This window comes from Halomicrobium sp. IBSBa (genome assembly GCF_017612575.1).
Lineage (GTDB): Archaea > Halobacteriota > Halobacteria > Halobacteriales > Haloarculaceae > Halomicrobium.
This window is the reverse complement of the sequence record NZ_JADPQC010000002.1, coordinates 180,438-194,954: the sequence shown is the minus strand read 5'-3', so window position 1 is coordinate 194,954 and position 14,517 is coordinate 180,438. Positions and strand designations below refer to the sequence as shown.

Annotated in this window: 15 protein-coding genes and 1 pseudogene; 3 read left to right on the top strand and 13 right to left on the bottom strand. The window is 59.9% G+C overall.

The window, feature by feature from the left end; genetic code table 11:
* Positions 1-29: 29 nt before the first annotated feature.
* The 9 genes and pseudogenes from IL252_RS07650 to IL252_RS07610 all read right to left on the bottom strand — a co-directional run bounded on the left by IL252_RS07650 (position 30) and on the right by IL252_RS07610 (position 5,368).
* Positions 30-416: a hypothetical protein gene (locus tag IL252_RS07650; protein ID WP_244256934.1), complete on the bottom strand. Its 387-nt coding sequence runs from the start codon at positions 414-416 to the stop codon at positions 30-32.
* Positions 417-758: 342 nt separating this feature from the next.
* On the bottom strand, positions 759-1,130 hold the full coding sequence (locus tag IL252_RS07645) for a hypothetical protein (RefSeq protein WP_208627528.1): 372 nt from the start codon (positions 1,128-1,130) through the stop codon (positions 759-761).
* Between the two features lie 348 nt (positions 1,131-1,478).
* Positions 1,479-1,694, bottom strand: a pseudogene (locus tag IL252_RS17580) (DUF2073 domain-containing protein); the annotation flags it as partial.
* 107 nt (positions 1,695-1,801) lie between these two features.
* Positions 1,802-2,233 (bottom strand): hypothetical protein, encoded by a 432-nt coding sequence (locus IL252_RS07635; RefSeq protein WP_244256932.1) that lies wholly within the window; start codon positions 2,231-2,233, stop codon positions 1,802-1,804.
* A gap of 99 nt (positions 2,234-2,332) precedes the next feature.
* Complete coding sequence (locus IL252_RS07630; protein ID WP_208627527.1) at positions 2,333-2,584, bottom strand: hypothetical protein; 252 nt, start codon at positions 2,582-2,584, stop codon at positions 2,333-2,335.
* 47 nt (positions 2,585-2,631) lie between these two features.
* Positions 2,632-3,324, bottom strand: coding sequence for a hypothetical protein (locus tag IL252_RS07625; protein WP_208627526.1), 693 nt, complete (start codon positions 3,322-3,324; stop codon positions 2,632-2,634).
* Between the two features lie 296 nt (positions 3,325-3,620).
* Positions 3,621-4,340 (bottom strand): Zn-ribbon containing protein, encoded by a 720-nt coding sequence (locus IL252_RS07620; protein ID WP_170093071.1) that lies wholly within the window; start codon positions 4,338-4,340, stop codon positions 3,621-3,623.
* The gene (locus IL252_RS07615) at positions 4,340-4,720 is read right to left on the bottom strand and encodes a DUF2073 domain-containing protein (protein ID WP_015761792.1); all 381 of its coding nucleotides are present in this window, start codon (positions 4,718-4,720) and stop codon (positions 4,340-4,342) included. Before IL252_RS07615 ends, IL252_RS07620 begins: the two co-directional genes overlap by 1 nt.
* 6 nt (positions 4,721-4,726) lie before the next feature.
* A complete protein-coding gene (locus IL252_RS07610) occupies positions 4,727-5,368 on the bottom strand; it encodes an Era-like GTP-binding protein (protein WP_015761793.1) in 642 nt (213 codons plus the stop codon).
* Between the two features lie 1,070 nt (positions 5,369-6,438).
* Between IL252_RS07610 and IL252_RS07605 the strand changes: the two genes are divergently transcribed.
* A complete protein-coding gene (locus tag IL252_RS07605) occupies positions 6,439-7,989 on the top strand; it encodes a Cdc6/Cdc18 family protein (RefSeq protein WP_208627525.1) in 1,551 nt (516 codons plus the stop codon).
* A gap of 115 nt (positions 7,990-8,104) precedes the next feature.
* Here IL252_RS07605 and IL252_RS07600 read toward each other — a convergent pair whose 3' ends face one another.
* Positions 8,105-8,752 (bottom strand): S26 family signal peptidase, encoded by a 648-nt coding sequence (locus tag IL252_RS07600; protein ID WP_170093069.1) that lies wholly within the window; start codon positions 8,750-8,752, stop codon positions 8,105-8,107.
* A gap of 84 nt (positions 8,753-8,836) precedes the next feature.
* Here IL252_RS07600 and IL252_RS07595 point away from each other — a divergent pair, with 84 nt between their 5' ends.
* On the top strand, positions 8,837-10,411 hold the full coding sequence (locus IL252_RS07595) for a DNA-directed DNA polymerase II small subunit (RefSeq protein WP_208627524.1): 1,575 nt from the start codon (positions 8,837-8,839) through the stop codon (positions 10,409-10,411).
* A gap of 55 nt (positions 10,412-10,466) precedes the next feature.
* Here IL252_RS07595 and IL252_RS07590 read toward each other — a convergent pair whose 3' ends face one another.
* Together IL252_RS07590 and IL252_RS07585 are read right to left on the bottom strand one after the other, a co-directional pair.
* Positions 10,467-11,270, bottom strand: a complete 804-nt coding sequence (locus tag IL252_RS07590) for an ABC transporter permease subunit (RefSeq protein ID WP_279634283.1) — start codon at positions 11,268-11,270, stop codon at positions 10,467-10,469.
* Positions 11,267-12,238, bottom strand: coding sequence for an ABC transporter ATP-binding protein (locus IL252_RS07585; protein ID WP_208627522.1), 972 nt, complete (start codon positions 12,236-12,238; stop codon positions 11,267-11,269). Before IL252_RS07585 ends, IL252_RS07590 begins: the two co-directional genes overlap by 4 nt.
* 315 nt (positions 12,239-12,553) lie before the next feature.
* Between IL252_RS07585 and IL252_RS07580 the strand changes: the two genes are divergently transcribed.
* Positions 12,554-13,849 (top strand): O-acetylhomoserine aminocarboxypropyltransferase/cysteine synthase family protein, encoded by a 1,296-nt coding sequence (locus IL252_RS07580; RefSeq protein WP_208627521.1) that lies wholly within the window; start codon positions 12,554-12,556, stop codon positions 13,847-13,849.
* A gap of 160 nt (positions 13,850-14,009) precedes the next feature.
* On the opposite strand, the gene IL252_RS07575 is transcribed toward IL252_RS07580, so the two are convergent.
* Positions 14,010-14,486 (bottom strand): hypothetical protein, encoded by a 477-nt coding sequence (locus tag IL252_RS07575; protein WP_208627520.1) that lies wholly within the window; start codon positions 14,484-14,486, stop codon positions 14,010-14,012.
* Positions 14,487-14,517: the final 31 nt, after the last annotated feature.

Below are 14,517 nucleotides of genomic sequence, written 5' to 3'. Positions count from 1 at the left end.
GCCAGGCATTCTCTTGGGTGGCTCGTGCCCTACAGTATCGGATCGTGAGAGACGTAGGGAAGCGCATCACGGATGGCAAACTCGCTGAGGCCGACCATGGCGAGACCAGCAAAGAAAAAGATGTGCAGCACCGGACTGTAGTACAGGCCGATGAACGGCTCCATGCTCCCGCGGTTGACGAACGCAAACCAAGTCAGGAATCCACTAATGACGAGTGGAGAGACGAGTCGATGGCGAGCCAGCATGTACCCGGGAACAGCACCCAACGCGAAGTGACCGAGTAGAACGAGCGGTGTCGTAATAACGAGCAACAGACCACCGTCCGAGTACTCTAACGGGTCGATTTCCCATCTGGTAAAGAGAAGAACGGCGACGTTCGCGATGCCTACCGCGGCGACGATAGTGTACCGATTCACCTGGAGTATCTCTTTAAATATATCGTCGGGAGTCTTGTCTATTTTTTAGATGTCCGTGTACTGCAGACGGTATGATGGGTTCGGTTTGGGCTGTTCGATCGGATTCTACTCATACTGCCGGCTGTAAATCTGTGAAGAATTTCGCGACCCCGTGGTCGCGAATATCTTGAAACAGTTACAGCCGGCAGTATCAAAGACCGCTCCGGGCGTTCGAAAGTAGACGGTCGCAGAGAGAGAATCATCGTCGGAACACGTCCAATCAGGACGACACTCTGGCAAGTGCGATTGCGCCGGCAGGTGAAGAATGGGTGGCCTGCGGTGCGATCAACTCCGAGCGACGTGTCAAACGAGCGGGTCGTGTGAGATGTACGGCATCCACTCGCGTATGTAGTATTCGATGACGGCGAGAACGACGGCAATGCCTAGAGTGTAGAAAGGCATGAATGGATTGACGTAGATATTGGCGATGCCCCGGGCAGTAAGATTGAGAGTGGTCAGGAGCCCACTCAAGGCGAGTGGGGTAACGAGCCGATAGCGTAGACAGAGGTATACCGGTACTCCACCCATGAGTGCGAGACCGGGGATATCTGCGAGTAGTTTCCCGAAATAGGGGTCCTGAGCAGTGGGTTTGTAAACATATAATGAAATCCACGCAGCCACAGTGTTGAGTGCGCCTGCGATGGCAGCTCCGATGGTGTATCTGTTCAGATCCATACTCTCGAATATTGATATTTTATCGTCATAATTGTGTTCAGGGTTGTATCATTCTGTGTACACCTGCAACTTTGATTACAGGGTACTAGCTTCTACTATCATATTTTGATTATGATAAAATATTATTATAATAACTGATGATCTAAAGTATAGTTCCGATAGGATTCAGTAACTACCTTCGATTACTTTCCAAGTGCCCGAAAAAGAACTGAATTCCGGTGTATGAGTGTTACCAACGTCATCCGAGTCAATGCTATGCCCGTCTTCGTTGCTCCAGAAGTCTGCCACTTCATTTCCCGCGCTATCAATTTCATAGTCAACGTCTTCAGCACCATCACCGAACTCCATCTCGATCTGGTTTGCCGGGCCGATGACGGTCAGTTTCTGGGTCGATTCGGTACCCATCAGCCGGCCGAGGAAGCTCGCGTCGGCGGTCTGGGACCGTAGATAGGTTTCGATCTCGATGCCGTTGAACTCATCGGGGCTGATCTCGGTCATCTTCACCTCGATGAGTGGGGACTCCTCGTCCGGGGACAGTCCCTCTTTGAGGATCTGCGGGTCGATGTTCCAATGTGCGAGAGGGGGAACGCGACGTTGACGGCACCGAAGACAATGTTCGAGATAGTGCACTTGTCGACATATACACCATTCATCATTTCAGATCGCTTCTCCTACAGTATAGGGTCGTGAGAGACGTACGGAATCCGTTCGCGGAGGAAGTACTCCCAGTAGCCGAAGCCACAGAGCACGCAGATGGCGAACGCATGAATAAATGGACTCGAGTACAGTCCAATGAACGGTTCCATGCTCCGCTGGTCAACGTACGCGAACCAGGAGAGGTAGCCACTGATCAGAAGCGGCGACACGACTCGATAGCGAAGCAGCAGGTACCCGGGAACTGCACCCAAGAGAAAGTGACCAAACAAGACCACCGCTGTCTCGATATGGAGTAATAGTCCTCCGTTTGAGAACTCCAGGGGATCGATTTGCCATCGCGCGTAGAGGAGGAAAGCAACGTTTGCGATGCCGAAGAGCGCACCGACTGTGGTGTACTTATTTATTTGTAATCCTTCTTCAATAGCCGAATGTAATTTTTCATTCATGGTTTATTATTCTGTTATTGCCATCATGTTCTCGGTTTTAAATTAAATATATTCTGTTGCGCTGTCCAACCGCTCGAAGACAAGCTTTTCCAGAGTCAATTAGTCATCGTCAAAATATTTCCAAGTGCCATTATGTGATCCGAACCTCTCCGATGTCGCAGTATTTCCGACAGAGATTCCCTCAGTATTAATCCCAGATTCTTCGGACCAGAAATCTGCTACTTTATCCCTCGCAGCATCGATTTTCCAATCAATGTTCTTATTATCCCTTAATTTACCATGAAAACAGGGATCTCGATGAGCCTGACCAACGGCAGTTATACCATCTGCAGGAACATCGTACAATCTCACGTGCCATTGTTTCGTATTCGGCTGACAAAATGGCGAATAGATCCATTTCATAACATGCTTGTTGGTTTTTTCGTCCCACTATTGGGAATATTAACCGTCTTATCAACACGCGCCCTATCAATCATTGTGATGGGACCAGGGTGCCAAGCCCTTCCCACGGGAGTATTTTCCATATTATTCTTGATGCTTTCCGAGTCTTCTGCTTCCCAAGCGAGATTCAACGGGGAGCTACGGCTCTGTTTATCACTATCGGCGTCGGGATCATAGTGATATAGTGGAATATTACCGTCAATTTCTGCTTTATCCTGTATTTTAATCCTTGTGTTTTGCTGTTTTCTAATTTTCTCCTCCGCATTTCGGTTTTCTTCTTCTGTTCCTATAATTTTCTTGGTCTTCAAAGTATAGGTCGTTTTTTGTCTCTCTTGTACCGCTTCGGGGACCCGCTCTTTCGGGAGGATCTGATCCTTATACTGGAACAGGAGGTCGCCGTAACGCTCGGCGAGATCCACACTCTCGAATTTTCGTTCCAGAATGTATCGATCTTCGTGATCCGGATCGTGCCGGTAGTGAGAGACAAGTCTTCCCTCCGCATACACGGGTAGCTTTTTATCATTACCCGCGTCGCCAGTGCCAAGGGGCTGTGCTGCCGTGTCTGACGAACTCTGTGCAGTTGCAGTGTGTACTGAACCGAGTAGCGCTGAGGATGCGATCCCTTTGAGGAATTGTCGTCGTTTCGTCATTGAGACCGTGTAGTCCTGCGATTTGAGGGTGAAAAAAGTGACGGTATAATATAGTTTATGTCCTAAAATATAATACAGATTTAATGATGAGTGGTACAGCGAACGAACCAGATGGTTCAGCCACTCAGATAGGACCTGTGGCCGTGCCGCCAGCTATTACTTATTCAAGATGTCGGTGGTCTGTGGGTGGTGACATCGGTCATGAGAGGACAGTGGAGTACCGGGATCGTAGCCAGCGACTCGGTCGTCAACGCGTGGCACCCGAACGAACAGATCGCTCGCAATGCGTTTCGTGCTCAGTCCCGGAAATTCTCGGGGACCTGGATGCTGTAGCGGCCGTCTTCCTGCAACGCGACGATATACTCCTCTCGGTCGTACAGCTCCATCAGGTTGAGTTCGTACTGGCCGGGTTCGAGCACTTTGATGCTCTCGAACTGATCGTTGAGTTCCTCGCGCAGTTCTTCGAGTCCCGGACGATCAGCACGGGCGTCGGCTGCCTGCTCGGTCTCGCTGTCGTCGGCCGAGACACGATCGGTCGAGGCCGGGTCGGCACCGTCCGCCGTGTCCGGAGTAACGGACGACCCTTCGTCCGTCTGGACGGGCTGGAAGTGGTGGTCACCGTCGCCGGAGGGTTCGGAGGGGAGTTCGTCGACGGAGACGACATCGGTTCTGGCGCTAGCCTGGGCGGTGTCCTCGGGCGCGGGCCGGGCAGTGGCGTCGGGATCGTCGAACCGGTCTGCGTCGGTCCTCCCGCTGGGAGTCGACTGTGCTTCTGGCTCGGAGGTGGCGCTGCCCATCAGGTCTTTGACCGTCGCGGCAGTCTTGCCGACGGTCTGTGCCACCGAGGATCCGCCGGACGGTTCCGGTGGATCGGGCGGTTCCGCCGCAGTGTCGACCGACTCCTCACCGGCGGGTTTGAACTGGAACTTGTTGCCCCCACAGTTCGGACAGCCCGACAGCATCTCCTTGGAGCCGTCGTCGAACGTGCGGTCGCAGTTCGTACACTGGTGTGGCATTATTTCCGAGTGACGAGGGCACTGATGACATTTTCGTCCTTGTGAAGCGTCTCGATCTGGTTGGCCGGCCCGATCACGGTGAGTTTCTTCGTCGACTGGGTGCCCATGAGTCGGTCGAGGAAGCTCGTGTCGGACGTCTCCGAGCGCGGGTAGGTCTCGATCTCGATGCCGTTGAACTCGTCGGGGCTGATCTCGGTCATCGTCACTTCGATCAGCCGCGATTCCTCGTCGGGGGACAGCCCCTCTTCGAGAACGACGATCTTGCCGTCGCGGACGCCGTCGAGGATGTTCCTGATCTTCTCCATGGAGGTCAGTCCGTCCATCTGTTCGCCGCTGATCAGGTCGATCTGCACGCCGTCCTGTGGTTTTGCTTCAGCCATCCACGATCACCCGAAGTACTCCGCGATCTTGTCGTACACTTCGTCCATGTTGTCTCCTTCCAGAGCCGACAGCGGAATCGTCTCGTGTTGTGGGAACGCGTTGCGGATCCGCTGGACCGACGACTCTTCGAGGTCCGTCTTGTTCGCCAGAATCAGGACCGGCAGGTCCTGACTCTCGATGATTCCGATCAGCATGGTGTTGACCTGCGTGAACGGATCCGTCGAGGAGTCGAGCACGTAGATGACGCCGTCGACGTCCTCGCGGAGCCAGTGCATCGCCTCCGCGACCCCCTCGGTCGCCTCGCGCGAGCGGCGCACGGCGTCGTCTTTCTCCATGTCGTGATCGAGGAACTCCTCGTAGTCGACTTTCGTCGTCACGCCCGGCGTGTCGACGATGTCGATGTTGACCGTCGCGCCGTTGCGCTCGATCTCGATGTCCTCTTTCCGGCGCGCGCGCCTCGTTTCGTGCGGAATGTGACTCTCTGGGCCGACGGCGTCACCGGTCCAGTCACGGGCGATTCGGTTGGCCAGGGTCGTCTTCCCAGCGTTCGGCGGGCCGTAGATACCGATACGCTTGGGGTTCTCTTCCGAGAACAGCGTCGATGCCGCGCGTGAAATACTATCTTTGAGATCTGTGAGCAGTCCCATCCTCGTTCCTCCCGCCCGAACGTCCGTATTCGGGGGCTTGAGCGTAGTAGAAAGTCGAATTCACTTAAGGCTACGTCAGACAACCATACCCAAATTGATAGTACGTCGAAAGATACAGCGAAGAAACCTGTCGAGAAAACGCGACGGGGACGGAACAGCTGAGACGTGAGGAGTAGGGTCAGTGCTGGCGTGGATGTGTCGAATGGTACCAATTCGAGAGAGCGATACAACACCCCCACCCCTTCGTTTCGAGTGGAACACCACGACCCCCCGTGGGGACGAGCGGGAGAGACGGGACTCGCGCGGGAAAGACACGAGTGGTTCGCGCGGGAGGTTTCGTCTGGAACGCGACTAGAGAGACGCGAGAACGTGTATAACACCGTCTAGAATACTAGATACGACTGATAACTGCTCTCTGTTTCTAGTGCGGCTTTGGTTTACTCGTATCGTACATAAGTCTTCCCTCATCTAGTGAGACCTCGACAGACCGCCGTACCCCCCACCACCCTCTTCAACGCGTTCCACCCGAAACGAAGGGGTGGGAGGGTTCCCGTACTTACTCCCGAAATTCCACCCGAAGCCGTTCGTTCCTTGCGGGAGACTCTCTCACGCAGACTCTCGAACACACCTGACAGCACAGACCCCCGCCCGTTTCTGGTCCGGCCACCCTCACCTACCGACCGTTCTCACTGTCGACACCCTGCTCACTGTCGACTCACTGTCGAGTGTGAATTCGTCATCATTCGTCATCAAACGTCGCCACCTCGGGCGAAACTCCTTCGGAACGGGACAGCCATCACCATCATGAGGGTGCGTTCCGAAGGTACGGTGAAGCCACGGTCAGTAACGGCAGAGACACGAATCGGAGAGACGACGGAGAGCTGGATCGACGCGAGTATCTGTTCCGACCGAAATGTTTAATATCGAGTCACCCACGGGTTCTTGTGGTTCAACTGGACTCGCGCCGCTCGGCGAAATCCGCGTACAACGTCTTTCCGAGCGGTCTCGGTCGCGATTCCACACTGCGCACCGGTCTTTCCACCTGAAACGAGGGGGTTGTCACCACGACTATGGACGAGACAGGAAACGACGTCGACTCGAACACGCCGAATCGAGAGTCTTCCGAGGAGACTGACGACGACCAGCCCGACCGCGACAACTTCGGGACGGATCTCGACGACGTGGTGCTTGACGACATCGACACGGGCGAGGACGAGGCCACCGACGAGGCATCCCGTGGTCTCTTCGACGACCTCCTCAGCGGCGAACCGATCTTCGAGAACAAGGAAGTGCTCCGTCCCTCGTACACGCCACACAAGCTCCCACACCGGGAGGAACAGATCAACAACATCGCGACGATCCTCGTCTCCGCTCTCCGTGGAGACACGCCCTCGAACATCCTCATCTACGGGAAGACGGGGACCGGAAAGACTGCCAGCGCCAAGTTCGTCAGCGAGGAGTTGGAGACGACCTCACAGAAGTACGAGGTCCCCTGTACGGTCGAGTACATCAACTGCGAGGTGACCGACACGCAGTATCGCGTCCTCGCACAGCTCGCGAACAAGTTCATCGAGCAGAACCGGACGTACATCGGCGATCGCATCGAGGAACTCGAGACGCTCCGCGAACGCGCGACCTCGAACCCGGACGGGGATTCACTCGCCGAGACCGACTTCGCGACCGTCGACGAGATCGACGCCGAAATCGAACGACTCGAAACCGATCGCGCGGAGTTCGAGGAAGTGCCGATGACCGGGTGGCCGACAGATCGGGTGTACAGCTCGTTTTTCGACGCCGTCGACTACCACGAACGCGTCGTCGTCATCATGCTCGACGAGATCGACAAGCTCGTCGAGAAGTCGGGCGACGACACGCTGTACAACCTCTCCCGGATGAACTCCGAGCTCGAACGCTCGCGGGTGTCGATCATGGGCATCTCGAACGACCTGAAGTTCACCGACTTCCTCGATCCACGCGTCAAGTCCAGCCTCGGCGAGGAAGAGATCGTCTTCCCGCCCTACGACGCCACGCAGCTCCGGGATATCCTCGATCACCGCTCCGACGTGGCGTTCAAAGCCGACGCACTGACCGACGACGTGATTCCGCTCTGTGCCGCCTTCGCGGCCCAGGAACACGGCGACGCTCGGCGGGCGCTGGACCTGCTCCGGACGGCCGGCGAACTCGCGGAACGGGACCAGACCGACTGCGTCGAGGAAGACCACGTCCGACAGGCCCAGGAGAAGATCGAACTCGACCGGGTCGTCGAGGTGGTGCGGACGCTGCCGACCCAGAGCAAGATCGTCCTCTTCGCGATCATCCTCCTGGAGAAAAACGGCGTCCACAACATCAACACCGGCGAGGTGTACAACATCTACAAGCGTCTCTGCGAGGAGATCGACGCCGACGTGTTGACCCAGCGACGGGTCACCGATCTCATCAGCGAGCTCGACATGCTCGGGATCGTCAACGCCGTCGTCGTCTCGAAAGGGCGCTACGGCCGGACCAAAGAGATCAGCCTCTCGGTCCCCATCGACGAGACCGAGGCCGTGTTGCTGTCCGATTCCCGGCTGGGCGACATTGAGGACGTGCAACCGTTCGTCCAGGCCCGGTTCGACAACTGACCGATCGGCAGGCTCGCTCGACCCGAAACGAAGGGGTATCGCCCCCCTCGACACGCTCGTTCACTCCTCTCGCCACAGACGCGAAAACGCCGCCGACTCGCCCGTCCGCCGACGATCAGGCCAGCGCTCGCTGGAGCTGGAGTCGGATGTTACCCAGGAGTGGCACTCTCGTTTCGGCGGTCCCGACGACCCAGGACTTTCGGACCGGATCGCAGGCACCGGGGCCACAGCTGGGCAGCCCGTTGACCTGGTCGTAGCCGCTGTTGTTGTCGCCTTTCGTCACGAAGCCGGCCGAGTCAGCCGGGCAGTTGCGCAGTTCCTCACAGCTGTCGGCGTTGATGTAGGCGGGATCTGCCTTGTCGTACCAGTTCTCGCTCTCGTTGACCCAGAACATCGCTCGGTGGATCACTGGTGTGGTCGCTCCGTCGCCGTCGGGCTGGAAGACGATCACGTCGCCGTCGTTCTGGAACGAGGTGTAGCCGGTGTCAGCGCCGCGGTTCGCGGGCACGACGCCGGTGTCGGCGTAGGCTCCCTCACCGGCGAAGCGGTCTTCGTCCATGACGAAGACGAGGTCGCCGGTGTCGATGTGTGGTTCCATGCTACCGGACTCGATCGCGACCAGCGGCGGCCACACGCCGCTGATCGCGAACAGCAACAGGCCGACCGCGACGACTGCGCCGGCACTGCTGACGAGATCGAACAGGTAGACGAGCCCGCTCGGTTGGTCGTCTTCGGGCGGGTTCGGACCGCGTGGCTCGCTCATCGTCGTAGAGTGCGTGGAAACGACGTATCAACCTTCTGTCTCGGAGTTCGCTAGCCTTTTCTCGACTGGTGCCTAGCTGTCTGTGTGCCCCTGGAGACGCCGGCCCGACTCGTGAGCGAACTCGCCAGCCGTGGCTACAACGCCGAACGCGAGGCGGTGACGCTACTCGCCGACGCCGCCGATCCGGACGTGGCGCTCGACCGTGCACTGGAAACGATTCCCGAGGACACGCTCGTTCTCTCGGCCGATCACGTTCGAACGGCCCTGGAGAGCGAGCACGACGCTGACGGTGGCCGATCCGGGAACGAGACGAGCAGGGCCGACACGACGAACTCGCCAGATACGGACCCCTCCGTTTCGACTGGAACGGACCCCACCTCGTCGTCCGATTCTGGCGGGTCGACTCCAGTCGAAACGGAGGGGTCTTCGACGGTCCGCTCGTCCGATCCCGACCAGCGATCGATCGAGGTCCACAACGACATGACGGGTCAGTCGACCGGGACCGGCGAGTACTCCGATTTCGTCTCCGTCTTCCGGGACCGCTACGAGAAGCTCTCGAAGCAACTGCGCGGGCGCGTGAACCACCGTCCGACGAACGCGCTCGAACGGATGAGCGGCGGCGAGGAGGCGGCCATCGTCGGGATGGTCTCGGACATCCGCTCGACGGCCAGCGGTCACTGGCTGATCGAACTCGAAGACACCAACGGCACGTTCCCGTGTCTGGTGATGAAAGACCGCGCCATCGCCGACCTCGTGCAGGAACTGCTGTACGACGAGGTGATCGCCGTCGACGGGACGCTGGCCGACGACGGTGGAATCCTCTTCGTCGACTCGCTGCACTTCCCCGACATCCCACGGACTCACGATCCCTCGACGGCCGACCGGCCGGTTCAGGCGGCGCTGATCTCGGACGTCCACGTCGGCAGCCAGGAGTTCATGGCCGACGCCTGGCACCGCTTTGCCGACTGGCTCCACACCGAAGAAGCCGCCAAGGTCGAGTACCTGTTGCTGGCCGGCGACATGGTCGAGGGCGTCGGCGTCTACCCCGACCAGGACGAGGAAATCGACGTGGTCGACATCTACGAGCAGTACGAACGCTTCAGCGAGTACCTCAAGGAGATCCCCGGCGACATCGAGATCCGGATGATCCCCGGCAACCACGACGCCGTCCGCCTCGCCGAGCCCCAGCCGGCCTTCGACGAGGAACTGCGATCGATCATGACTGCCCACGACGCGCAGGTCCACTCGAACCCCTCGCTCATCACGGTCGAGGGCGTCACGGTCCTGATGTACCACGGCGTCTCGCTGGACGAAGTGATCGCGGAGTTGCCCGACGAGAAGGCCAGCTACGACGAACCCCACAAGGCGATGTACCAGCTCTTGAAGAAGCGCCACGTCGCCCCTCAGTACGGCGGCCACACTCGCCTCGCACCGGAAGACCGGGACTACCTCGTCATGGAGGAGGTCCCCGACGTGTTCCACACCGGCCACGTCCACAAGCTCGGGTGGGGGAAGTACCACAACGTGCTGGCGATCAACTCCGGGTGCTGGCAGGCACAGACGGACTTCCAGAAGAGCGTCAACATCGACCCCGACGCCGGGTTCGCGCCGATTCTGGACCTGGACACGCTCGATATGACGGTGCGGAAGTTCGTCTAACGACTCACCGCGCAGATCGCTCGTAACGACGGTCGCGAGTACGCGACGGCCACAGCTATTCTACGTCGCTCCGGGAGAACCACCAGTAGCCGAGCAGAATAGGGCCAACGGCCCACAGTACCAGCAAAATGACACCCGTCTCCCAGCCGAGTCCTGGCGGGGCCTGGACGGCGTCACCCGGTAGTGCCGACAGTGAGAGGCCGAACGCCCGAGGTGGTGCGAGACTGGAAAACAGCATCCACAGTGTCCCGTCGAGCGTCACGTCAAAGAGGTAGTTGGCGACGAACTGGACGAGCGGCGGAACTGCGTTCCACATAACGGTGAAGACGAAATACACCGAGATGACGGCGGTCATCGCCCGTGACCGCGTAGCGGTGGCCGCCGAGATACCGATGGCGACACCGACGTAGGACAGCGCGAACAGGCAAGTCAGTGCGGCAAAGCCCCACAGCATCCCGAGGTTCGGCTCCGGATACTCGACAAGCACCGCGACAGTTGCGAGGACGAACCCGACAAGTATCGAGAGGAGGACGATCCCCATCCGCGAGAGAATCTTCCCGACGACGACCTCACTCCGGGTGACGGGATACCCAAGCAGGAAGCGGATCGTGCCGGATTCTCGCTCACCGGCGACGGCGAGGTAGCCCGCGATCAGGGCAACCAGTGGCACAAACAGGATTGCGATCGCCCGCGCTATCTCGATTCCGGTGGGGACACTGGGCTCTGACGTGAGTGTGAGCCCCGCGAACACAGCGGTCACGAACAGCACGTACATCGACGCGACGCCCTGTACGAGCCGGGCTCGGCGAACGTCGAGAAAGTCTTGTGCGGCGACTGCACGCACGCGCGAGAGGTTCATCGAGCCACACCCCCGTCAGCTGTGGCGGGTTGGACTGTTTCGTCGGTCGTATCCGCAGTTTCCTCCGTCTGCTCACCGGTGACGATATTGAACAGCTCTTCGAGTGACGTCTCCTCTATCGTGAAGTCGCTAATCCGTCCCACGCGTTCGAGGGCGTTGATGACATCGACTTTCGAGCGGTCCGTCCGGCAGGTGACTGTGACGGTGGCCCCGTCGGTCGAGACGGCTCTGACGCCGTCGATGGCCTCAATCGTTCGTGTATCGGGAAGTGGATCGGCCATCGTCGCCGTCAGCACCGTTCCGGCACTCAGTCGGTCGCGAAGGCTGCCGACGGTGTCGACGGCGGCCATCTCTCCGCGCCGCATCATCCCGACGCGGTCGGAGACGGCCTCGACTTCCGGGAGGATGTGTGAGGAGAAAAACACCGTCGTGTCGTTCCGGACTTCCTCGCGGACGATCTCGCGCACGTCTTGCATTCCGGTCGGGTCGAGCCCGCTCTGTGGCTCGTCGAGTACCAGGAGGTCAGGCTCCCCGACGAGGGCGGTCGCCAGCGCCAGTCGCTGGGCCATCCCCGTGGAGTACCCTCCAGCCCGTCGGTCGGCGGCGTCGGCGATTCCGACCCGCTCTAGCAGCGCCTGTGGGTCGTCGTCGACGCCTTTCATGCGTATAGCGGATTCGACGTGCTCGCGACCAGTCAGACGGTCGTAGACGGAGACGTTCTCCGGAAGCACGCCGGTCCGTTCTCGGATAGCGCGAGATTCCTCGACCACGTCGTGGCCGAGGACTTTCGCTCCTCCACTCGTCGGGGACATGTAGCCAAGGAGGACGTTGATCGCCGTCGACTTGCCGGCACCGTTCGGGCCGAGAAAGCCAAAGACCTCTCCTTCTTCGACAGTGAAGGAGAGGTCCTCGACGGCTCGAACCTCACCGAAGCGTTTCGTCAATGCGGAGACCTCGATTGCGGGCATACGTGAGCACCGTCCCACGGTACCAGCATAAAATAGTCAGCAGAGCTTCTGGGTCGGAAACTCTCCCCGTGATGCCCGTCGAGTCGTACCCGTTCGACGGATCGACGGTTTTCCTCGTCCATGGTCTCCGAATCAGACTCCAACCGGGCGACGACTCGTCCCTCTCTCGAACGACGTCGAGGTGGCGACGTTCAGCGGTGAAGTTCGTTGCCGACCGCACGATATGCGGATAGTGTTGCCGACTGTCGCGCATCTCGGCGAATACACACGGCTGGGAGTGGTTATACAATCCCCCCGAAACAAAGACGAGTAGGTATGAGCGACGACGACCGCGGATTCGAGACCGACGCACTGCACGTGGGACAGGAGACGCCAGAATCTCACGCGAACGCTCGCGCACCCCCGATCTACCAGACGACCAGCTACGTCTTCGACGACGCCGAGGACGCGGCGGCCCAGTTCGCCCTCGAAAAGCCCGGTCACATCTACTCGCGGCTGATGAACCCGACCACGGGCATGTTGCAGGAACGCATCGCTGCACTCGAAGGCGGGGTCGGTGCGGTCGCGACCTCCTCCGGGATGGCGGCGCTGAACCTCGCGACGTTCCTGCTTGCCGACGCCGGTGACAACATCGTCACGGCGTCCTCGCTGTACGGCGGCACGTACACCTACTTCACTCACACCGCACCGCGCAACGGCGTCGAGGCCCGCTTCGTCGACACGCTGGACTACGAGGCCTACGAGGAGGCCATCGACGAGGACACGGCCTACGTCCACTGCGAGACCATCGGCAACCCCGCGCTCGTGACCCCGGACTTCGAGCGACTGGCCGAGATCGCTCACGACAACGGCGTCCCGCTGTTCGTCGACAACACCTTCGCGACGCCGTATCTCTCGAACCCGATCGAGCACGGGGCCGACATCGTCTGGAACTCCACCACGAAGTGGATCCACGGCCACGGCACCACCGTCGGCGGCGTCCTCGTCGACGGCGGGAGCTTCCCGTGGAGCGAGCACGCCGAGAAGTACCCCGAGGTCGCACAGGACAACCCCGCCTACCACGGGATCAACTTCGACGAGACGTTCGGCCCGGCGGGGCTCACCTACGCCGCCATCGCTCGCGGGCTCCGGGACATGGGCAACCAGCAGTCCCCCTTCGACGCCTGGAACACCATCCAGGGCCTCGAAACCCTCCCGGTTCGGATGGAACGCCACTGCGAGAACGCGATGGCCGTCGCCGAACACCTCCAGGACCACCCGGAAGTCTCGTGGGTCACCTACCCCGGACTCGACGATCACGAGACCCACGACAACGCCAGCGAGTACCTCGATGGCGGCTACGGCGGGATGATCACCTTCGGACTGGAAGGTGGTTACGACGCCGCCCGCGGCACCGTCGAGTCGACGGAGATCGCCTCGCTGCTGGCCAACGTCGGCGACGCGAAGACGCTGATCATCCACCCCGCGTCGACGACCCACCAGCAACTCACCGACGAGGAGAAGCAGGCTGCGGGCGTCACCAACGACCTCGTTCGCCTCTCCGTCGGCCTCGAATCCGCTGAGGACATCATCGCGGACCTCGATCAGGCCATCGAGCAGGCGACGAACTGATACTGCCGGCTGTACGTCTGTCACGAATGTTGCGACCCCGTGGTCGCAAATCTCTTGCAACAGTGACAGCCGGCAGTATGAGACGCAGTATTGTCGCAGTTTCCCGGTGATCGGCTCCCCCCGTGGCGGCGATCGCCGGAAAGCAGGACAACAGACCGTCTCAGGACCCGCCCAGCACGCTCGCCGCGCCCGCCACCAGCGGGACCAGTACGAGCAGGTACACCGCCGCCGAGACGGCCCAGTCGCGGGTGATCGTCCGCACGCGCTGGCGGGCCAGTCCGGGACGGGGCAGGACGACCAGCGCGAAGAACCCGATCATCAGGCCCAGCGTGACCGCCGCCGTCAGGAGGTAGGTCACCACGCCGTCCCCGAGAACGCTCCCGGCGAGCAACAGGAGCGTCACGTAGAGCGGGCCGGTGAGCCAGCCCGCGACGTGGTGGACCACGGCGGCGAGCCGTTTCGGCGCGGCGTCGGGGTCTCGCTCGGTCAGGACCCCGGACGCGACGAGGGGCGGCGTCTCGCCCTCCGGCAGGCGCGCCATCACCACGTCCATGACGCGGGTGGCGACGATCCCGGCGACGACACCGAACGCGATCAACAGCGGGACACCCAGCGACACCGACGAAATGGTCGTCATATCTCTCCTCGGGGCCGCCAGCGCCTTTGAA